The organism is Posidoniimonas polymericola (assembly GCF_007859935.1).
GTDB lineage: Bacteria > Planctomycetota > Planctomycetia > Pirellulales > Lacipirellulaceae > Posidoniimonas > Posidoniimonas polymericola.
On record NZ_SJPO01000006.1, the window covers coordinates 304150 to 324209 of the forward strand.

At 65.0% G+C, this 20060-nt stretch carries 12 protein-coding genes; 5 read left to right on the top strand and 7 right to left on the bottom strand.

Annotation, left to right across the window (positions count from 1 at the left end; genetic code table 11):
- Positions 1-221 precede the first annotated feature (221 nt).
- The gene (locus tag Pla123a_RS13955; protein WP_146587946.1) at positions 222-1475 is read left to right on the top strand and encodes an outer membrane protein assembly factor BamB family protein; all 1254 of its coding nucleotides are present in this window, start codon (positions 222-224) and stop codon (positions 1473-1475) included.
- 788 nt (positions 1476-2263) lie between these two features.
- Here Pla123a_RS13955 and Pla123a_RS13960 read toward each other — a convergent pair.
- On the bottom strand, positions 2264-3592 hold the full coding sequence (locus Pla123a_RS13960) for a DUF5690 family protein (protein WP_197527953.1): 1329 nt from the start codon (positions 3590-3592) through the stop codon (positions 2264-2266).
- Between the two features lie 155 nt (positions 3593-3747).
- Here Pla123a_RS13960 and Pla123a_RS13965 point away from each other — a divergent pair, with 155 nt between their 5' ends.
- Positions 3748-4986: an iron-containing alcohol dehydrogenase gene (locus Pla123a_RS13965; protein ID WP_146587948.1), complete on the top strand. Its 1239-nt coding sequence runs from the start codon at positions 3748-3750 to the stop codon at positions 4984-4986.
- On the opposite strand, the gene Pla123a_RS13970 is transcribed toward Pla123a_RS13965, so the two are convergent.
- The 5 genes from Pla123a_RS13970 to Pla123a_RS13990 all read right to left on the bottom strand — a co-directional run bounded on the left by Pla123a_RS13970 (position 4983) and on the right by Pla123a_RS13990 (position 15691).
- A complete protein-coding gene (locus tag Pla123a_RS13970) occupies positions 4983-6881 on the bottom strand; it encodes a LamG-like jellyroll fold domain-containing protein (RefSeq protein ID WP_146587949.1) in 1899 nt (632 codons plus the stop codon). The genes Pla123a_RS13965 and Pla123a_RS13970 overlap by 4 nt on opposite strands.
- Before the next feature lie 24 nt (positions 6882-6905).
- Entirely contained in the window at positions 6906-8135 is a 1230-nt protein-coding gene (locus Pla123a_RS13975; RefSeq protein WP_146587951.1) for an alkaline phosphatase family protein, read from the bottom strand.
- A gap of 73 nt (positions 8136-8208) precedes the next feature.
- The gene (locus Pla123a_RS13980) at positions 8209-9342 is read right to left on the bottom strand and encodes a DUF1559 domain-containing protein (protein WP_197527955.1); all 1134 of its coding nucleotides are present in this window, start codon (positions 9340-9342) and stop codon (positions 8209-8211) included.
- Positions 9343-9463: 121 nt separating this feature from the next.
- Positions 9464-13876, bottom strand: a complete 4413-nt coding sequence (locus Pla123a_RS13985) for a PEP-CTERM sorting domain-containing protein (RefSeq protein ID WP_146587955.1) — start codon at positions 13874-13876, stop codon at positions 9464-9466.
- A 156-nt stretch (positions 13877-14032) separates the two neighbouring features.
- Positions 14033-15691 carry a PEP-CTERM sorting domain-containing protein gene (locus tag Pla123a_RS13990; protein WP_146587957.1) on the bottom strand — a complete coding sequence of 553 codons (1659 nt, stop codon included), beginning with the start codon at positions 15689-15691 and terminating at the stop codon, positions 14033-14035.
- Between the two features lie 409 nt (positions 15692-16100).
- Between Pla123a_RS13990 and Pla123a_RS13995 the strand changes: the two genes are divergently transcribed.
- The 3 genes from Pla123a_RS13995 to phnX are packed head-to-tail and all read left to right on the top strand — an operon-like array spanning position 16101 to position 18672.
- Positions 16101-16676: a phosphonate degradation HD-domain oxygenase gene (locus Pla123a_RS13995; RefSeq protein WP_231956464.1), complete on the top strand. Its 576-nt coding sequence runs from the start codon at positions 16101-16103 to the stop codon at positions 16674-16676.
- A gap of 8 nt (positions 16677-16684) precedes the next feature.
- Positions 16685-17839, top strand: a complete 1155-nt coding sequence (locus Pla123a_RS14000; protein ID WP_146587961.1) for a TIGR03364 family FAD-dependent oxidoreductase — start codon at positions 16685-16687, stop codon at positions 17837-17839.
- Positions 17840-17853: 14 nt separating this feature from the next.
- Complete coding sequence (gene phnX / locus Pla123a_RS14005) at positions 17854-18672, top strand: phosphonoacetaldehyde hydrolase (RefSeq protein WP_146587964.1); 819 nt, start codon at positions 17854-17856, stop codon at positions 18670-18672.
- 47 nt (positions 18673-18719) lie between these two features.
- Here the strand turns inward: phnX and Pla123a_RS14010 are convergent, their stop codons facing one another.
- A complete protein-coding gene (locus Pla123a_RS14010) occupies positions 18720-20021 on the bottom strand; it encodes an aspartate aminotransferase family protein (RefSeq protein WP_197527956.1) in 1302 nt (433 codons plus the stop codon).
- Between the last annotated feature and the right edge of the window lie 39 nt (positions 20022-20060).

The following is a 20060-nucleotide window of genomic DNA, read 5'->3' on the forward strand; positions in this document are numbered from 1 at the left end:
TGGTTCCCCGGGGTTGCGGAGGCGAGTGGCACGGCGACAACTGGCCTAGTCGCAGCGGCGCCTCGCTGCCTACGATCTGCCAGCTCCTGCGTCCGAATCGAAAACTACGGATCGCCCCCGGTGGCCAACCCTCGAAATGCCATGGAGGGGTTGGGTCTGCTACAATCCGCTGCAGTGCCGTCGTCCTGAAGCCGCCCTCACGATCGACCGGAGTCCTGCCGATGTCGTCTCTCAGATCGCTGTTCGCTCTCTTGTCCCTTTCGCTCGTCTGCTCGCCAACGCGCGCCGACAACTGGCCGCACTGGCGGGGCGAAGGGGGCAACGGGGTTTCAACAACCGCCAAGCCGCCTACCGAGTGGTCAGAGACTAAGAATGTGAAGTGGAAGGTGGCGATTCCTGGTCGCGGCTCTGGGTCGCCAATCGTCTGGGAAGACCAGGTGTTTGTCGTGACCGGCGTCCCTGCCGAAGGCGGCGCACGCGGCGCCCTCGACTTTGTCGTGCTCTGCTTTAATCGCCAATCTGGCGACCTCCTTTGGAAGCAGACCGCCACGACCGGCACGCCGCACGAGGGAACTCACAGCACTAATAATTACGCCTCGGCGTCGCCGACCACCGATGGCCAGCACGTTTACGCCCACTTCGGTTCTCAGGGGCTGTACTGCTTCACACTCGACGGCCAACCCGTCTGGAGCCGTGTTTTTGGCGAGATGAGGACCCGCAATGAGTTCGGCGAGGGGAGCTCGCCCACCATCGCCGGCGACAAGATCCTCGTGCCGTGGGATCACGAGGGCCCGTCGTTCCTCTACGCATTGGACAAGAAGACCGGCGAAGTCATCTGGCGGGTCGAGCGGGACGAGCCCACCAACTGGTCTACGCCGCTGGTCGTCGAGCACGACGGCGGCGAGCAGGTCGTCATGAATGGTCAGAACTACGCCCGCTCCTACGACCTAAAAACCGGCGACGAGCTCTGGCGGTGCGATGGCCAGACGCAGCGACCGGCGGCATCGGCGGTGGCGATGGGTGACACGGTGTTCGTGACCAGCGGCTTTCGGGGATCATTCCTCGGCGCTTTCGAACTCGACGGCCGCGGTGACATCGAGGGCACCCCCGATGTGCTCTGGACAAAGAGCCGCGACACGCCCGACATTGCCTCGCCGCTGCTCTCCAACGGTCGGCTGTACTACTTCAAAGCAAAGACCGGTATTCTGACCTGCCTGGACGCGGCGACTGGGGAGCCGCACTACGCGTCTGAGCGTACCAAGCTGCGGACGACCTACGCCTCGCCAGTGGCCGCCAACGGCTACGTTTACCTGTCAGATCGCGACGGCACGACGCTCGTGATCAAGGACGCCGACGAGTACCAGGAGGTCGCTACCAACAACATCGGTGAAACCATCGACGCGACACCGGCCCCGGTCGACAATCAGCTCTTCATCCGCGGTGAGCGTCATTTATTCTGCATTGCGGATGAGTGAGCCAAGATGAGTGAGCCAAGTTGCCAACCGGGCAGCTCGGATCCAAAGCTAAACGACGCGCCTGCGTTGCGGCATCTGCGGGGGAGCTCTCGATTGCTTTCAGCCGTTGGCGAACGAGCGTCAAGGCGGCACGCGGCGGCCCTGTGTTTGCTACCGGTAGACCAGGACTATGCGCCTCCGCAGGCTTCGGCGTCTTCCGGACCACGTTGCCGATGCGCCGACACTTCTGCCGGATAACGCAGGCCGAGGCTACGCACCTAAGGTCGTCGGGCCCTACTTCGTCGCTGCCTTATCACCGGGGAGAATTCGTCCCATTCATGGCAGGCGGTTTACTCCACTTGCAATTCGTCGGAGGAAAAAGACGAATAGACGAGTAGCGCTTGCCTAGCGCGAGCTACTGCTACATTTAGCCGTCGTTCACCGTCGCTTCGATTGATGGCCCGGAAATCGACCGGGAACTTTCCCGCAGCGGCTCTCTCGAACGACACTGAATAGTTCATTACTTCCCGCTTACCGCTCTTGACCTTCTCTAGGTTTTTCACGGCGGTCGGTTCAATCTGCTCGTTGGAGAACAACCACTCGAGATTCGGTTCGTCTCGCAGTGCCTAGTGGAATAAGTCGCAAATCAGGGACTGCAGTTGCTGATTAATGTCGCCATACCGTAGGTCAACCGATCTTCGTCGGACTTGTCCGGATTGGACGATGCCGACTTGTCGCATTTCATCGGGTGATTGGATTGCCTGCTCGCTAGGAGCCGCAAGCTTAGGGGCTCAATCGCCGCGCGGAACTCAAGCTGTCTCAATTTGCGCTGAGGCAACACCGCTCGATGGGGCGAGGGAATGCTTTCCATGCTCCGATGCGCGCTCGCGATCCATTCGGCGGAAGTAGATCGCGGCCGCCGCGACTGCCAGTAGGCTGCAGACGCTGATGACGGCGGCGGTAAGCGTCATGGCCCGCAGGAAGTCGACGTCGACCGTGGCAAAGTTCCTCAGCAGCAGCACGGCGACGTAGCCGAGGTAGCCAATCGCGTCCGCGAGGTACATGAGGTAGCCGATGTTGGCCTTGTCGCGGAACAGGGCGATCATCCGTTCGAATAGCGTCGTGTGGAACGCGACATACGGCACGTAGGCGCCGATCCCCATCACGACCATGTAGCTAAACCCGTTGATGGCCCCGGCAAGGTACAGGATGGTGGTAGCGGCGATCAGCAGCACGCCAAAAGTGATGGTGTGCAGCGCCGTAAAGAACGCGGCACGGTTAGACTTTATGAGAAACGCGACGCCGTTCACGGCGATCACTGCGGCCATGACAAGAGTTTCGGAGATGGCGAAGACGCTAGGGGTCTCCGTGTAGCCAAGCCCGGCCCAGATCTCTACCGCGAAGTCGTCTCGGAGGCTGCGGAGAATGGTGAGCAGGGTGTAGATCGTGATCAGCGCCGCCAGCCCAAAACCGTACTTCCGCAGGATGCCACGCCGCTCCTGGGCGTTGATTGGGGCCCGCTCGGAGCGCGCCGCCACGTCCAGCTCACCGGGGGGCGGAACGTGCGCCAACATCCAGACGCACGCCAGCAGCGGCGGCCAGAAGACCAGGCCAGTCGCGAACGGCATCCAGTACTCGCCGATCGACGTGTTGAGCACAATCGCCTGCCCGACCGACTTCACGTACCCCGACGACATGATGAAGCTGGCGCACAGGCCGGCCGAAAGCAACTCGGTCATCCTGCGCCCCTCGAGAAACGAGAGGACCAGCCCAAACACCATGCCGAGCGGCAGCCCGTTCAGGAACAACAGGGCAAAGTTGTACGGGCGGGGCGTCAGGGCGAACAGCAGCAGCGCCGCGTGGGCCGCAGCGATCAACGCCACGATGCCAACGGCCCGGCGGGTCGCCGGCAGTTCGGCGATCACTCTGATGCCAACAAACTTCGAGATTGTGTAGCCGATTACCTGGCTGATCACGAGCACGGTCTTGTAGTCGACGCCGAAGAGCGCCTCGTCGGCAAACGTGCCGGCGGTGAACGGCTTGCGGAACGCGTACATGCAGAAGTAGGCGCCGAACGCAGCAACAATGCAGTACGCCGAGAACAGCGGCGCCGGCGCGGTCGATAGCCAGCGGGTCACGCGGGGGAACATTGTCGTCTGCCAATCGTCTCTGGAGGTGCAGTCCGTTGGGTGAGTTGCGCAGGGCTTGGTTGTCCGCACATCAGTCAGCGAATATGATCCGGTGGTAGTACACGCGGTCCCTTACCGAGCCCCAGCTGACAACCAAAGCATCGATGCCCATCGCCGACAGCGACGCCCCGACAACCTGGTCCAAATGGATCGGCACAAAAGACCTGACGCTGGTGCGGGGCGTCGGGCAGGCGGTGCACGGCGGGCTTCATGAACTCCCCGCCGCGCTGACGGCTTGCGGAGCGACCCGCGTGCTTGCAGTCGTTGACGAGGGCGCCGTGCGGGCGGCCGGCGTCGCACGCGAGTTCGAGGACGTCCTCGATCGCTACCCGCATGAGCTCTTCACCCAATTCGGGCCGAATCCAACAGTGCAGCACGCAGCCGCCGCCACGGCCGCCGCGAAACACGTGCGGGCGGACTGCGTCGTTGCGGTTGGCGGGGGCTCGTGCCTGGATGTCGCCAAGCTTGCCGCGGTTGGGGTTCGGCAGAGCGGCGGGCTCGACCTGGCTGCGATCCCACCGTCGTCCGACGGGTGCGATGGAGCGCCGCTGATTGCCGCGCCGACGACCTCGGGCTCTGGCAGCGAGGCGACGCACTTCGCCGTGGCCTACGCCAACGCCAAGAAGAAGTCGTTCGCCCACCCGACGCTGCGGCCACGGCACGTGCTGCTCGACCGCCGGTTCGCCCTGGCGATGCCGCCCGGCTTGGCCGCCGCAGCGGGGCTCGACGCCCTGGCGCAGTCGCTCGAATCGCGCTGGGCGGTCGGGGCGGACGAGCGTTCGATCGAGTACTCGGCCGCGGCCGCCGGCCTGATCGCCGGCTCGTTGGTCGAGAGTGTCACCGCGGGGACCGAGTCCGCGCGTCTGCGGATGATGATCGGCGCGTTCCTCGCAGGACAGGCGATCAACCGCAGCAAGACCACCGCGGCGCACGCGATGTCGTACCAGCTTACTTCCCGCTACAAGATACCGCACGGCCACGCCGTTGCCCTGCTGCTCGGTTGGGTCGGAGCCGCCAATGCAGTCGCGTCCGCGGGCGACTGCAACCACCCCGGCGGAGACGAGCACGTGCGGCGGTCGGTCCGCGCTGCGGGAGCCTGGCTGGGGGTCGCCCCCGCCGGTCTTCCTGGACGAGTCGCCTCGCTGCTCGAGCAGCTTGGGCTCGCCACGAACCTGCGGGACGCGGGCGTTAATCCCGACGACCTGGCCTCGCTGGCCGCGGGGGTCGACCCGACCCGGCTGGGCAACAACCCCCGTCGGTTCACGAGTGATCAGCTGCATGCCATCTATCGCCAGGCCTGGGATGGGAACGTCAGAGACAGGACCGCCGCGGTCGACGATTAGTCTGCCGTCTTGGCCGTGGGCTTCTGGATCGTCAGCGTGTCAAACATGCGGTCGTCGATGTCGAACGATCGCATCTCGAGCGTGTCGCCGTTCACGTGCACCATCACGTAGTGGTGGCCGCGGCGGACCACGTTCTGGAAGAACGAGCGGGTGGGGGCCGGGGTCTCTAGCCCGCCGCCGGCGCCACCGGTAATCATGTAGACCGGCCCGGCGCCGGCCTCGACCGCCTTGCCGTCGCGGACAGGCCAGGTGCGCTCGTACGAGTGGATGTGGCCGTTCCAGACGATGTCGACGCCGTGGGCGTCGTAGAGTTGGGTGAGGGGTCGCACCCGCTCGGCGCCCCGGGTGCTCTGGTTGGTTTTCCAGAGGTCACCGTAGTCGTTCTCGTCCGACGAGTAGGGTGGATGGTGGTGGCAAACGATCTTCCACTTCGCTGTCGACTGGTCGAGCTGCCGGTCGAGCCACGCGTACTGCTCAGAGTCGGCGCCCACGTTGCGGTTGCTGTCGATCATGAAGAACTCGGCGCAGCCGTAGCGGAAGCTGTAGTAGTGCTCGGGATCCGGAAGGGACATATACTGGTAGTAGTTCTCGGCGTCCTGCTCGTGGTTTCCGAGCACCGGGAACAGCGGCACGCGGGAGATCAGCTCGTGCATGCTGGGGAAGAAGTGCTGTGTCCAGTGCGAGTCGTTCGTGCCGGTGTCGACCAGATCGCCGGCGTGCAGGAGGAAACTCGGCCGCTGCGCCCAAGCGTGCGAGGCGACGCGGGCCGCGACTACCGCGTTCCACTGGGTGTCGCCGAACACGGCGAACGCGAATGGGGTGTCGTCGTTGACCGCGGTGGCGAACGTAGAGACGTCGCTGAGCACCGTCTCGCCGGTATCGGATTGCGACTCAACCCGGTAGAAGTACTGGGTTTCAGGGTCCAGGCCGGAGAGCGTGACTTCTTGGATCTCGTTCAGGTTGTCGCTGCTCTCGCTCAGCTCGCAGTCCGCGGTCGGGCCGTAGTGGACTACCGTCGTGCCGGGCGTGGTGGTCTGGCACATGACGGTCATCTCGTGCTTTGTGCCGTACTGCAGGTAGGGCCGCACGAGGAAATTGAACGCGTCGGCCCGGCCGGGCGGACGCGTCCGTTCGGGGCGGAGGGCAACCAGGTTCTTGCGATGGGAAAACTCGTGCTCGACCCAGGCGCCGGTGGCGGCCGAGTCGTAGACCGCAACCTCGCGTACAGAGCCTGCGTGCGGGTAGTTCTCGTTGTCGTCGCGGTAGCCGCCGATCGTGACTGCCGCGTGCTCGGGATAGAGGATGTCACCCGACTGTGCGTCCGATGAGCCGTCGAGCTCGCCGTTGACGTACAGCTCCATGGTCTCGCCGTCGTACACCGCCACGACGTGCGCCCAGCGGCCGCGCTCATGCCTCGCCGAGCCGCGTAGGTAGGTCATCTGACCGTCGCCGTCGTCGGCCCCGTCGGTGGCCAGGGCGAAATAGAAGTGCTCGCGGTCGTAACCCAACAGCCAGCCAGTCTCTGCCCCGCCGTTGTCCTGGAGCACGCCGAACAGACCTCCGAACTCCTGCGGCTTTTCGATCGACACCCAGGCCGACACCGTCATCGCCCGGCTAGGCAGCTTGTCTTTTACGGCGAGCAGGTCGTCGGCGACTACGACCATCGATCCGCGGCCGCTGAAGTGGAGCGACTCGCCCAGCCCGTCGGCGACAACCTCCGCGCCGCCCTCAATGCGGGCGTCGGGACCAATAACCGCCTTACAAGTGCGGCCGTTGACCGCGTCGTTGTTGAACACCCAACGGGCGAGTGGGTCGGGCCCCTTGTGCGCGCTGGCTGGGAGAGCAGCGAGCGAGGCGCCGACCGCCAGAGCACAGGCGAGCGTGGTCCTAAGCATACGAATTCCTCTTTCGTTGGCGGATTAATTGTGAGGCGGCCGTTGGCTCGCCAGCAGCGACGAAACCGCAAGCGACAAGACTGCCGCGCTCGGCTCCGGCGCCATGCCGGACAGACCCCGTAGGGTCGCCTGGCCGATGGCGGGGTTTAGCTTGTTGAGCAATGCCCAGTCGGACAGGTCCGTGACGCCATCAAAGTTCAGGTCGCCTCGACGGTAGCGGCTCTCGACGCCGCCTACGCCACGCACGAGCCAGTTGTCGAGAAACGCGGTGACGTCGTCCTCCGCGGCAAGGCCTGAGCCGTCGCCCGACAGCAGGCCGTCCTGATTGACGTCGCCGGCGACTCCGTTGGGGGCAGGCACTTCCAGCCCGCGAACGGCGCCGTCGAGCCCGGCGGCAAACGGGTCGACCCCCAGATGCCAGAGCGCGGTCGCCGCAACGTCGCGGAGCGTCCCCTGCTGCAGCGAGGTCCCCGGCGCTACGCTGGGGCCGCTGGCGAAGAACGGAACCTCCCAGTTGGGCTCGCCTTGGCTGGCGTAGTGGCCGAACGCGCCCGGAGCCGCGCCGTGGTCGGCGGTGACCAGAATCAGCCAGTCCTCGGCGCCAGAGAGAACGCCGGGGCGCGCGTTGACCGCGTCAACAACGGCGCCTACCAGCGAGTCCACGCTCTCGATGGCCAATAGGTGCTGCGGGCTCCCCCAGGAGTAGGCGTGCCCCGCGTGATCGACCTGATCGAAGTGCAGGAACAGGGCGTCCGGGTCGGTAAACCCGAGCAGGTCTGCCGCGTCGTCCGCGACGGCCTGGTCCTGTTGCTCGACCGTTCCGAGGTCGTAGCCAACCTCGATGTCTGTGTACTGATCGGGAGCGATATGGGTGTTGATCGGCGTCCAGTTGGCCAGGGAGACCGTCGTGAGCGAGCTGTCGTGCTGCTTGGCGTGCTGGAAGAAATGTGGGAATTGGTCGAAATTCTGGCCGGCGAAGCTGTTGTCGGATACACCGTGGTGCGCCGCCGATGCGCCGGTGAGGATAGTGGACCAGTTCACGCCGCTGGCGCCGTAGCCGTCCGGCGGCGACTCTACCAAAGCGCCCTCGTTGAGGAAGTCGTATCGCGCCACGCCGGCGGCCGCCAGGGCGTCGAGGGTTGGGGTGCTCGCCTGCGTCACGTACTGGCCGCCGGCCCCGTCGATCCCGATCACCAGAACGCGGTTGCTCGCCTGCCCACGACTCTGCCAGGCAAGCACTCCCGCAACCGTCATAACAATCGTCAAATAGCGAAACAAGAAGGCATTCTCCTCCGGCTCGCCGCCGGTGCGTGGCTAAAGCTAGTCGCTACCGACGGTCGGCGCCGCCGGTGCTCAGCACCTGACCGGCGCGGCTGCCAAGGTCGCTCCAGACTTCGGCCTCGATCGAGTCGTTGATCGTCTCGACGTGCCCGTCCACGAACACCATCTGCACCACGCCACCGGAATGCGAGCTGCCGAAGCTGAGCTGCAGCGCCTGGCATTCGGGCGAGGTCGCCGTGCGACAGAGCCGTTGGTTCTCCGCCGGTTCGCTCAGCAGGTTAATGCCGACGCCTGTCGAGCCGAGGAATTCAGACGGGTCGCTGAAGTCGTTCTCGCTGCCGCTGATGGTGGTGTCGATATCGTCGCTGCCGCCGTACCAGTGGTCCTTGCGGTCGCCTTCGCGGGCCTCTTTCTCGTGACCGAGTGTCTCGTTGGTCTCAAAGTCAGAGACCGCCTCGCCAATCATCGCGGTCTTGGACGTGCCGTCGGTTATCTTGCGGAGCGCAATCGAGCCGCTCTTGCGGTCCTGTTGGTGGTGCACTCCGACCAGCACCCCGTCGGCGCCCTTGTAAAGCGGCGGGGCGTCGGGCGAACGGCGGCCGCGTATCCAGTAGGTCGGGTACTGAGATCGGATCAGGCCGGACGCGACGCCAATGTACGAGCCGGGCACCCGCTGGTTCACTACCCAGCTTACCGCCGACAGGTCGTACATGTGTTCCGGCAGACCCATCGACGGACAACGGTAGACCGGCAGCACCGTTTCGCACAGCACGATGTTCTGGTAGGTCTTCCCCAGGTCAGCGACGTTGTCGTAGGCGCCCGGGTGAGCCCATTGATAGTTGCCGTTCTTATCCTCGCCAATTTCGAGGTACTCGAACATCGACCCCTCTTCGAGGTAGGGGAGGATGAAGGCGCTCCACGCGCTGCCTTCGCCAAGATAGGTTCCCGGCGGCAGCGTGCCGTAGGTGGTTTCGTAGTTCAGGCAGGCCAGCCCCATCTGCTTCAGGCTGTTTGAGCACTGCGACCGTCGGGCCGCCTCGCGAGCGGCCTGCACCGCCGGCAGCAGGAGCGCGATGAGCACACCGATGATGGCGATGACCACCAGCAGTTCGACCAGGGTGAAACCGACCCGCTTAGCACGGGGGAATGCTGCCGTTTCCTTGTGGCATAAATGCTGCATTGGGTTTGCTCCGTTGATTGCAGCGCCCGCTCTGGGCAGAGATGGGTGAGGACGCCCCCCCGGGTGAGGCCGGGGGGCGTTCCGTGGCATTTTCAGGCGTTCGCGCCGGGGGCGTGAGCACTCACTGCGCATCCTTCTTGATCCGACCGCGGCAGCGAGATCCGCAGCAGCCCGCAATCGCTAGCACCAGCAAGCTGGAGTTCGGCTCCGGCACGGCGCCGGTGATCAGGCGCATCGCCGCCACGCCGGCCGCCGGGTTCGCGTTGTTCAGAACCGCCCAGTCGTTAAGGTCCACCAGGCCGTCGTAGTTGAAGTCGCCGAGGGCGCGTGTCTCGAGGTCGCCGATGCGGCGGCTGGTGACGAAACCGTCGAACGGGTCGACCGAGGAGATCGTTTTCTCCGCGAGCCAGTTGCTGGCAAACAGGTTCGCGTCGGCCAGCGTTACCAGGTTGTCGCCATTGAGATCGCCGTCGACCGCCGGGGCGAACGCCTGGGCGTACTGGTTGTCGCGGGGCAAGTACCACTCGCCCCAGTCGTTCAGCACGTTGTCGCCGCCGCCCCCGATGTTGTCGTTGTCGTTCAGTCCCATGACGAACATCTCGAGGTCGTCGACGACGCCGTGGTAGTAGCGGTCGTCGTCCGGGGTGCTGCTGTTGAGGTTCCGGTCGAGGCTGTCGGCGTCGGTGCGGGCGCCGATGTAGAGCGGGCTCTGGTCGACCGCGGCGATGTTGGTGAAGTTGTCGCCCTCGCCGATGTTGACCACCGTCTCGATAGCGTAGGCGCCAAAACCGACCGCCTCGGCGACGCCGTTGACATAGAGGATCGAGCCGTTGCCGGGCCCGCGGGGGCGGACAACCGCGAGGTGGTACCACTGGTTGTCTACGGGCGAGATATCGGTCTCGTAGTCGGCTGGCGTGATCATCGGCTCGCCGGTAATCAGCTCGTCGTCTTCGGTCCCCTCGACGCCGTCCAGCCCCGGATCAATCGTGATCTCGATGTCGAACTCGCTCGCGTACCGCATCGCGAACTTTCCGTCGGAGTTGATCAGCACGCCGTGCTGCTGCGTGTCCATCACGATGTGCTGCTCGCCCGCCGCAACATCCGTCGGCTTGGTCCACAGCTGGAAGCCGCGGTCGCTGACTCGGAAGTAGTTCAGCGTGCCGGGGCCGTACTCCAAGCTGGTGAGAGTCGCCACCGAGGACGGCGACTGCTCGGGATTATTCAGCGCTTCGCTGAAGCCGGTGCGGAGGTACTGTCGCTCGAAGGTCTGCTGGTTCAGGGCGATGCCGATCCCGCCCTGGCCATCCGGCCGGTCGGTCGTGTCGACGTACTTCGGGTAGAAATTGAAGCGGCCCTTGGCGACGAGGTCGATCAGCTGGTTCGCGCCCGTCTGACCCGCGTTGTCGTAGGTTACCACGTTGCCGTTCGAGTCTGTGTTGCTCATCACCTGGCCGACGGTTGCCCCCGGGTCGACGTCGCCGAAGCCGTAGTCGCGGTCAACAAACGGGGCGGGCCCGTCGGCCTGGGCGAACGCGTGGTCGGCGCCGCCTCCTACCGCGGCCGCCACTAGCACAACCACGGCGATCGAGGGTCGTCGCCGGACCGCCAGCGCGAGCACGCCGAGCAGTCCCAGCACGGCCGCCGCTGGCTCGGGAGCCTGACCCGCCGATGCCGCCGACGAGACAGTCGCGCCGTAGTTGGCCTTCCAGAGGGCGTAGTCGGCGTTGTCGACAACGCCGGCGCTACCGCCGGCCTCGTTGCCGTTGCCCGCTAGGTCGTTGGCGGTGCCTACACTAGCCCGCCAGACGGTGTAGTCCGCGGCGTCGACGACGCCATTGCCGTTGAAGTCACCCGGCAGCGCCACCGAGAAGTAACTCACCACAACCGGGGAGAACGCCACGTCCGAGGACTGGTCAAGCACCTGGCCGAACTGGTCCTCCTGGATGAACGCGTAGGTCAGCAGCAGGTCCTCAATGCCGCCTGGGGTAGCGAACAGGCGACCAATTTCTAGGGACTCGCCCGGCGCGATCGTCGTTTGGCCGTCGAAGAAGGCCTCGAAGACAATGCCCCCGTTGGCGACGACCGTCTCCCAGGCCTCGCCGGCGCCCGGGCCCGACTGGTCGACGCCGCGGGCGTCGAGGTTTGTGGAAGCCCACTCGGTCGGGCTGAGGTCGCCGCTCTCACTGCTGACCGAGTAGCCGGTCAGCACCACGGGCTCGTCGCTGACGGAAACCAGCGTCGCCATGCCGGTCGTGGTGTTGACCTGCAATTCAAGCGTCGCGGGGGGGGGCGGCGGGATAAAGCGGGTGATGGTTTCGACGTGCCGCTCACGGAACGGGGTGACCGGCGGGTTGTAGTTGTCGGTATTGATCACCCATCCCGCAGGGCCGTCCTGCGAGTAGACCGGTCCCTCGGCGGGCGGGTTGTTCTCGTCGATTGGGTCGCCGAGAACAACGCTCTCGAAATCCTCCGTGAAGAGCGATCCGGTGTTGCCGCTCACGCTGATGTTGTCGATCGCCCACCACCAGTCATTGGTGGCGTTGAACATGTTGAAGCCGAGCTGCATCGTGGAAGCGCCACCGGAGTCCGGGAGGGTGATGGTGACCATCTCGTTGGGGGCGTCGTCCTTGAAGTTCGCGCTGAGCGGGTCGGAGCTCCACTGGAAGACTTCGGTCGCAACGCCGTCGTAGAAGACGTCCAGGCTCGCGCCCTGCGTGTCCTCGTCCCGCCAGCTAGACGCAAACGAGAGGGTCAGCGAGTTCGCGCCGACCCCGCTGATATTGATCGCCGGGCTGCGTAGCTGGGTGTTCAGGGTCGTGGCGCCACCGGGGCCGCCGATGTCGTCCCACTCGTCCGGGTCGGCGATCGCCACAACGCCCGAGCCGAGGGTGAACTGCGAACGCTGCTGGTCGCCGGCGACGTCGGACCACCATTCGCGGTCGGCAAACGCCCACTCCTCCCACTCCGTCACGCCGACGCCGTCGCTGAGCCTTTGGGCCTGGGCCTGTTGGGCGGGCACGGCGAGCAAGATCAACGCCAGTGCGGCGATCAAACCGGGAGCGACCCGCGGCTTCCGCCGCAGCAGCAGACCGACGCCCGCGACCGCGAGGACCGCGGCGGTGGCCGGCTCGGGCACGGCGGCGGAACTCAGCATGGCCGAGAAGGCGCCGGCTCCGACAGCGGCGTCAAACGCCCTGCGGAAGGTGGCGAAGTCGGCGGCGTTGAGACGGCCGTCGTCGTTGAGGTCGCCCTTCAGGTAGGCCTGGGCGGTCGGGAGGTCAGAGAGGTTGGCGGTGTCGGTGATCGCGATGAACTCCGACCAGTCGCCAATATCGACCGCGCCGTCAAAGTTGAGATCCAGGAATTCGAACGACGCCCCACCGTTGCCGACAAACTCGACGACGCCTTCGATCTGATCGTCGCTCCCGTCTATCAGGTAGTGGAACGCGACATCGCCGCTTTCCTCGAAGTACCGCAGCCAGACGTCCGATCCGAAATCGATCGTCTCTCCGGCGGCGAGCGTGGCGGCGCTGAGGTGGACTTCCGAGAGGTCGTTGATCTGTCCACCCACCTGGGTTGCTTGGACCCAGCTGGAGTCGGTGGCGGAGAGGAAGCTAGCCGCTCCTTCGTCGAAGGCCCCTTCCTCCGAGGTGATTGAGTACCCCCGCAGTTGAACCGCCGCGCCGGTGTTGTTGGTGATGGTCACTTCGCCGGTGTCGCGGTCGAGCACCGCGCGGAGGACGCCATCTGCCCCGGTGGCGTCCCCGGTGTAGGCCCGCACGTTGTCGACCGCCCACCACCAGTCATTATTACCCTGCAGACGGAACTCGAACTGCACGTTGCTCGCCCCGGCGGGGATCGAATGGAGTGTGTAGGTCAGGCTCTCGTCGAAGGCCTCGTTCTTGAAGTTCGGATCGGCCACATCCGAGGTCCAGGTGTCAAGCACCTCGACCGCGCCGTTGTTGTAGCGGGCGGTGACGGTGGCGGTCTGCTGGTCCTCGTCGAACCATGAGGAGCTGAACGCCAGCCGCACGGGCTCGGTGACGCCGCTAATCGAGACCGTCGGGGTGATCAAGGTCGAGTCAAAAACCCCGTCCAACGGGTCCAAGTCGCTTTCGCTACTGCCGCTGGGATTGCCAAAGTCGTCCCACTCGTCGGGGTCGGCGACCGCGATGGTGCCCACGCCGCTGACGAAGTTTGAGCGACCCTGATCGCCGGCGGTCTCGATCCACCATTGCTTGTCGACGAACCGCCAGCCCTCGAATTCGAGGACGCCGCTCTCGGTGTTCCCGACGGAGGTCGTCAGGTTTAGTTCGGTCCAGCCGGTCGGCCCGTTCGCGCCTACCTGCTGCCAGGCCTCGCGGCTGCGGAGCTCCGACTCGAAGGTCACGGTCGGCTGAAGGGTCACGCCCTCGAAGTCCTCGTACAGGAGGTCGACCGCTGGCGCGTAGCCGCAGGCAGAGAAAGTGACCGCCAAGGAGGCCGCCCGTACAGATCGAGCGAGCCGTCGCAACAAGATGGACGTGTGGTTCATGGTGAGAGCTTCGAAAGGACCGTGAGGTTCAAGGGCGTTATGGGGGGCGGCGTTCTTCGTGAACACGATGCCTTTGGTTGGCCTAGAGCACATGGCGGCGACACTCAGAAAGTCCCCGCCGCCGCGACGACGCGCGGCGGCGGGGCAGCAATCAGGCTAGCGCTTGCGGCGCGAGACAAGGCCCAAACCGTTGATGGCGGCGAGCACGAGCAGACCTGCCGACGGCTCGGGGATGGCGCCCGAACGAACCTGCAGGTTGTCCACGGCCCACCACCAGTCGTCACTGCCGGCGTAGGAGAACTCGAACTCGACCGACAAGACGCCCGTCGTGTCGATCACGAACATCAGGTTCTCGTTCACAGCGGACGGTTTGTAGTCGGCCGCGGCGCTATCGCTGCTCCAGCTGAACAGCTCCTGCGCTACGCCGTCCAAGTAGGCGACCAGGCTGGCGGCCTGGCTGTCTTCCGGACGCCAGCTCGAGTCGAAATCGAACGTGATGGTGTCTTCCGACGATACGTCGATCGCAGGCGAACGCATAAATGTAGTGAGCTCGTCTACGCCGTCGGCGTCGGGGTTGCCGATGTCGTCCCACTCGTCGCCGTCGGCCACTGCGACGGCGCCGCTGGCGTTGTCGAACTGATTGCGGCTAGAGCCGCCCACCTCGGCCCAAAAATCCTTATCGGTGATGCTCCACTGCTCCCACTCGAGGACACCGAAGGCGTCGTCGCCGCCGCCGGCGCCGGGAGTCCCGGCGTTGCCGGTGCTCCAGCCCGCCGGGAAATCGTGGGTGTAGGCGTTCGGCACCGATTGGGTTGGGTAGTCAACGCCGAGGATGTTCGTCACCCCGGTAGAGGGCGTCGTGACGTTGGCTCCGGCGGCCAGACGCTCGTTGACGCTGTCGCCGAGCGTGACCCCCTCGAAATCTTCGAAGAACACCCGACCCTGGCCACCGCCGAGGTCGTTCACCTCAATATTGTCGACGGCCCACCACCAGTCGTTGCCGCCGTTGGCCAATTTGAAGGTCAGCGTAGCGCTAGTGGCGTCGCCGGGGGCGACGAACGCCGGCCCCGAGCCGTCTCCCGGGAAATTCTCATCCGCGGCGTCATCTTTGAAGTCCCCATCAGCGCTGTCCGAATTCCACTTCAGGAAGCTCTCTGAAAAGCCGGTGTTGTAGGTAACGATCACCTCGACGGCCTGGTTGTTGAGGTCGACGTAGGTGTCGCCCAGGGCGGAGTCGTCGAATGCCTCGTCGCGCCAGCTCGAGTCGAAGCCGACGCCATGCGGCAGGCCGCCGGAAACCGGGAACGACGGGGTGGTCATCGCGGTGCTGTAGTAGCCGCCGTTGACCGGGTCGTTCTGGCTGCCGAGGTCGAAGTACTCGTCCGGGTCGGCGATCGCCACGGTGCCGGAGGCGCCGCTGGTCGTGCCGAACTGCGAGCGGTCCTGGTCGCCGGCGGCGGCAGACCAGAATTCCTTGCTGGCGAAACCCCATCCATCCCACTCGTCGACACCGTAGTCGGCCAAGCCGGTGCCCGGGACGCCCGGGGTTACCGTGGCCGCGCCGTCGTAGGTGCTCACTGTGTTGTCAACAGTCCAGCCCGCAGGGCCGGTGGCGCTCCAGACGCCGGCAATCGGCGAGGTGCCGGGCTCAGTCGCGACATTTTCCGAGATCGCCGCACCAACGCGCTCGTTGGTGCTGTCCTGCAGGGTCACGCCCTCAAAGTCTTCGGACCAGAGAACCGTACCGTACTGGGCGTGCGCTGCCCCTCCCAACAAAACCGCGCACATCGCGCCACTCGCTAGTCTCCTGAGCATGACTCTCTCCCTGGGGTGCGTAACATCGGAACCGATCGGGGCCCAGCCAGCATCGCGAGCGACTGATGACCTCCCCTGCGTCAACGGCCAGGATGATGAGGTTTAAATGTGAAGATCTCTCGTTGGAAATCGAGCAAATCGTGTTAATCACAGATTTTGATGCGTGTCACCGCGCCGGAATTGACCAACAGCGCACGCCGACCAGCCAAATTGCCTTTTTGGCGGCGGCGGGAAACCACGGCGACGCTCCTCCCAATTCACCGGCCGGCAGATCGCAGGCGAGCAACGCCTCGTAGCGCCGCGGCACACAATGTCAAATCGTTTGCGCAGGATCACCACGACCGAGTCAAAGATCGCGTCTACGATCGCAGTGCCCGAAAACGCGACGCCAATTCAGCGAGGAGTAACCGTGCCCAAAGAAGAAAACGTAAGGGAAGTCTTGAGCTTGTTTGCCGAGCACGGTGAATCACAGTACGGTGGGGAGGCCGTCTCGCAGTTGGAACACGGTATTCAGGCCGCGACTTGGGCCGAACGGGAAGGCGCCTCGGCAGAGCTAATCACCGCCGCTTTGTTGCACGACGTAGGACACTTGCTGCACAATCTCCCCGACGACGCGCCCGACAACGGCGTCGACGACCTTCACGAAGTGCTGGGCGCTGAGTGGTTGGGGAATCGCTTTCCCGAAAGCGTTCTCGAGCCGGTTCGGATGCACGTCGACGCGAAGCGATACCTCTGCGCCGCCGACCCGAATTACCGGGCTGGTCTGAGCGAGCCCTCCGAGATCAGCCTGCAATTGCAGGGGGGACCGATGAACCGGGTCGAATGCGAGGCTTTTCGTTCGAATCCACACTTTGAGGACGCCGTACGACTCCGCCGCTGGGACGACCTTGCCAAGGACCCGGATATGCAAACGCCGAACCTTGACCACTTCATGCAGTACGTCCAGCAGGCGTGCGTCAGACAAGCAAGCACCCCGACCAACTAAGACTATTCATGGCCGAGAAAATCGCGGTAATAGGCGGGGGAATTGTCGGTATTGCAAATGCATGGCAGTTTGCGAAGACTGGTGCGAGTGTAACGCTGTTCGAACGAAATCCAGTCGCCTGCGGAGCGTCCGTGCGCAATTTCGGCATGGTTTGGCCAATCGGTCAACCGAAGGGGCCGCTGCACGCGACCGCCCTGCGGAGTCGTGAGCTCTGGGACGAGGCGCTCGTCGGCGCCCGCGCGTGGAGCAACCCGTGCGGTTCGATCCATGTCGCGACGCGGGACGACGAGTTCGAGGTGCTGGCGGAGTTTGCTCAGAAGTCGTCGCAACTCGGTTACGAGTGCGAGCTGCTCACCCCCGAAAAGGCAGCCGCGGCCAGCCCCGCACTCCGCGCCCAGGACCTCGTCGGGGCCCTCTGGAGCCCAACCGAGATGTGCGTCGACCCCAGGCAGGTGATCCGCCAGGCCCCCGGCTGGCTGCGAGACCGCTACTGCGTCGAACTGCAGTACGGGGTCACCGTTCGCGAGGTGCTGCCCACTGGGCTGGTGGATGATCGCGGACGGGTTTGGGAATTCGATCAGGTCATCGTAGCAAGCGGGGTCGATCTGAAGTCGCTGTTTCCTGAGGTCCACGCCAACGCGGGGCTCGGGGCCTGCAAGCTCCAAATGATGCGGACCGTGCCGCAGCCAGAGGGCTGGCGGATCGGACCGATGCTGGCCAGCGGACTTACGCTCCGGCACTACTTGGCCTTCGGGATCTGCGACTCCTTAGAGTCGCTAAAACGACGCGTCGCGGAAGAGACGCCAGAACTCGACGCCTACGGAATCCACGTCATGGCGTCGCAGAACGGCGACGGCAACGTCGTGCTGGGTGACTCGCACGAGCACAACCAAGAAATCGAGCCGTTCGACAAATCGGCCATTGATGATCTAATGATGCGCGAGCTGCGGCGGTTCCTCCACCTGCCCGACTGGTCGGTAGAGCAGCGCTGGCACGGCGTCTACTCAACCCTGCCGGGAGAGGTGCAGTTCGTCTACCGCCCCTACGAGAGAGTGACGATTGTCGTCGCAACCGGCGGCGCCGGCATGACGATGTCGTTTGGGCTCGCGGAGCGGCTCGCCAGCGGAGATCGCACACTCTCAGGCGTCCCAGCACTCACCTAGAACCGAGCAGAACGATGGCATTCACCCCTCCCGACAGACTCGCCGCGGTCATATTCGACTGGGCCGGCGTCACCGTTGACTTCGGGAGCCGCGCGCCGGTCCTCGCTATGCTGGCCGCCTTCGAGGAACAGGGCGTGCCGGTGACTGAGCGGGAAGTGCGGGCCCACATGGGGAAGGCCAAACGCGAACACTTGTCGGCAATCCTGGAGCTTCCCCGCGTGCGTGACGCGTGGGAGGGGCGCCACGGCAAGCCCGCCGAAGCGGCCGACCTCGACCGCATCTACGAAGGCTTCCTGCACCTGCAGGAAGATTGCATCACGTCCCACTCCGATTTGATTGATGGCTGCCTCGAGACGGTGGCGGCGTGCCGCTCCGCCGGAATGCAGATCGGTTCGAGCACGGGGTACACACCCGCCCTGCTGCGACCGGTAGCGGAGCGGGCGGCCGCATTGGGATACCGTCCGGACGCGACCGTGTGCGCGGGAGATGTTTCGCCGGGGCGCCCCGAGCCCTGGCTGTGCTTTGAGAACGCCCGCCTGCTTGGCGTCTTTCCCATGTCGTCAGTTGTGAAGGTAGACGACACGCCGGCCGGCGTTACGGCGGGTCGCAACGCAGGCGCCTGGGTCGTTGGCGTCGTCGTCAGTGGCAACGAAGTTGGACTTAGCCTAGAACAGTGGCACGCGTTATCCGACGCGGATCAATTAGATCGCCGGTCGGCTGCGTCAGAGCGGCTGCAAACCGCCGGCGCGCACCTGCTGATCGACACGATTGCCGATCTGCCCGGCGTCATTACCGAAATCAATTCCAGACTAGGCCGAGGCGAGACGCCCTGATGACGCGCGCCACCGAACAGCGCAAACCCTCTAGGCCGACAAACCCTCTAGGCCGACACGGGCCTGGCCTCGGTAGTCTCTGCGAGTGCGGCGGTGAGCTCAACCAGCATCTGGTCGCACACGCCCTTGTCGTGGGCCAGCGACAGGTACAGTTTGGTGCCCATAGGGTTCAGGTAGATCCCCCGCTCGAACAGCCGCAGCATAAATCGCCGGGCAAACTGCTTGTCCCGGTGCTGGCTCGTCCTGAAGTCGACAGGGTGCGTCCCAGTAAAGGCAAACTGAGCCAGCGGGCCGTCCCCGAGGACCTGGGCTTCGACGCCGATTTCGTCCAGGGCCCGCCGCATTCCGGCACGCAGGTAGTCGCCCAGGCTGTGCAGCTGCTGGTACACGCCGTCGCGTTCCAGCACGTCGAGGGTCGCCAACGCGGCGGTCGCCGAGATTGGGTTGCCGCCCAGCGTCGACGCGGTCCAGACGTACGGGCCGTCGGCTCCCATGCGGTGCTCGGCGGCCAGGTTCATCACGTCCTCGACGCCGCCAAAGACGCCAATCGGGAACCCCCCGCCGAGCGCCTTGCCGTAGGCAACCAGATCGGGGACCACGCCGTAGTACTCTTGAGCGCCCGCGTAGGCAAGCCGGAAGCCGGTCACGACCTCGTCGAAGATCAGCTTGATCCCGCACCGCGAAGTGATATCTCTCAGCCCCTCCAGAAAGCCCGGAGCGGGCGGCAGGCACCGCTGCAGCGGTTCAACAATGACGCCGGCGAGGGTCTCGCGATGGTGCTCGATGATCGCGGCTGTAGTGTCTAGGTCGTTGAAAGGCGCAACCAGCACACCGTTCTCCTCGTGCGCGGTCAACCCGTCGCACGAGGGCGCAGCGGTCGGGAACGGGGTTGGCTTGTCAGGGAACAGGCTCGTGACGCCCACGTCGTGGGCCCCGTGGTAGGCCCCCTCGAAACGTAGAATTGCACGGCGCCCGGTAGCCGCCCGAGCCAGGCGCAGGCAGTACATGGTGGCCTCGGTGCCCGACGCACAAAACCGCACCTGGTCACACGCCGGTGAGAGGTCGATCAGGCGTTCGGCCAGCTCCAGCGAGGCGTCGGTGACGCTGGCAAAGTTGGCGCCCTGGCCGATCCGCGCGGCGACCGGCACGCAGATCCGCGGGTCGGCGTGCCCCACGAGGACCGAACCCCACCCCATCGAGAAGTCGAGCATCTCGGCGCCGTCGGCGGTCCAGAGCCGAGGGCCTTCTCCGCGGACAACAACCTTTGTTAAGACTTCGGGAAGATTGAACTCGCCGTTGCTCCCCGCCGGGAAGGCGGCCCAGGCGCGCTTGCTGATTGCGTCGACCACTAAATCTCCATTCGTTTGCAAGAGAAGCTTTCATCCTCG

Excerpts from the sequence above, each read along its gene's own strand:
- Pla123a_RS13980 (WP_197527955.1), bottom strand. The coding sequence starts at position 9,342 with ATGCAGCATTTATGCCACAAGGAAACGGCAGCATTCCCCCGTGCTAAG.
- Pla123a_RS13985 (WP_146587955.1), bottom strand. The coding sequence starts at position 13,876 with ATGAACCACACGTCCATCTTGTTGCGACGGCTCGCTCGATCTGTACGG.
- phnX (WP_146587964.1), top strand. The coding sequence starts at position 17,854 with ATGGCATTCACCCCTCCCGACAGACTCGCCGCGGTCATATTCGACTGG.
- Pla123a_RS13970 (WP_146587949.1), bottom strand. The coding sequence starts at position 6,881 with ATGCTTAGGACCACGCTCGCCTGTGCTCTGGCGGTCGGCGCCTCGCTC.
- Pla123a_RS13975 (WP_146587951.1), bottom strand. The coding sequence starts at position 8,135 with ATGACGGTTGCGGGAGTGCTTGCCTGGCAGAGTCGTGGGCAGGCGAGC.
- Pla123a_RS13965 (WP_146587948.1), top strand. The coding sequence starts at position 3,748 with ATGCCCATCGCCGACAGCGACGCCCCGACAACCTGGTCCAAATGGATC.
- Pla123a_RS13990 (WP_146587957.1), bottom strand. The coding sequence starts at position 15,691 with ATGCTCAGGAGACTAGCGAGTGGCGCGATGTGCGCGGTTTTGTTGGGA.
- Pla123a_RS13955 (WP_146587946.1), top strand. The coding sequence starts at position 222 with ATGTCGTCTCTCAGATCGCTGTTCGCTCTCTTGTCCCTTTCGCTCGTC.
- Pla123a_RS14000 (WP_146587961.1), top strand. The coding sequence starts at position 16,685 with ATGGCCGAGAAAATCGCGGTAATAGGCGGGGGAATTGTCGGTATTGCA.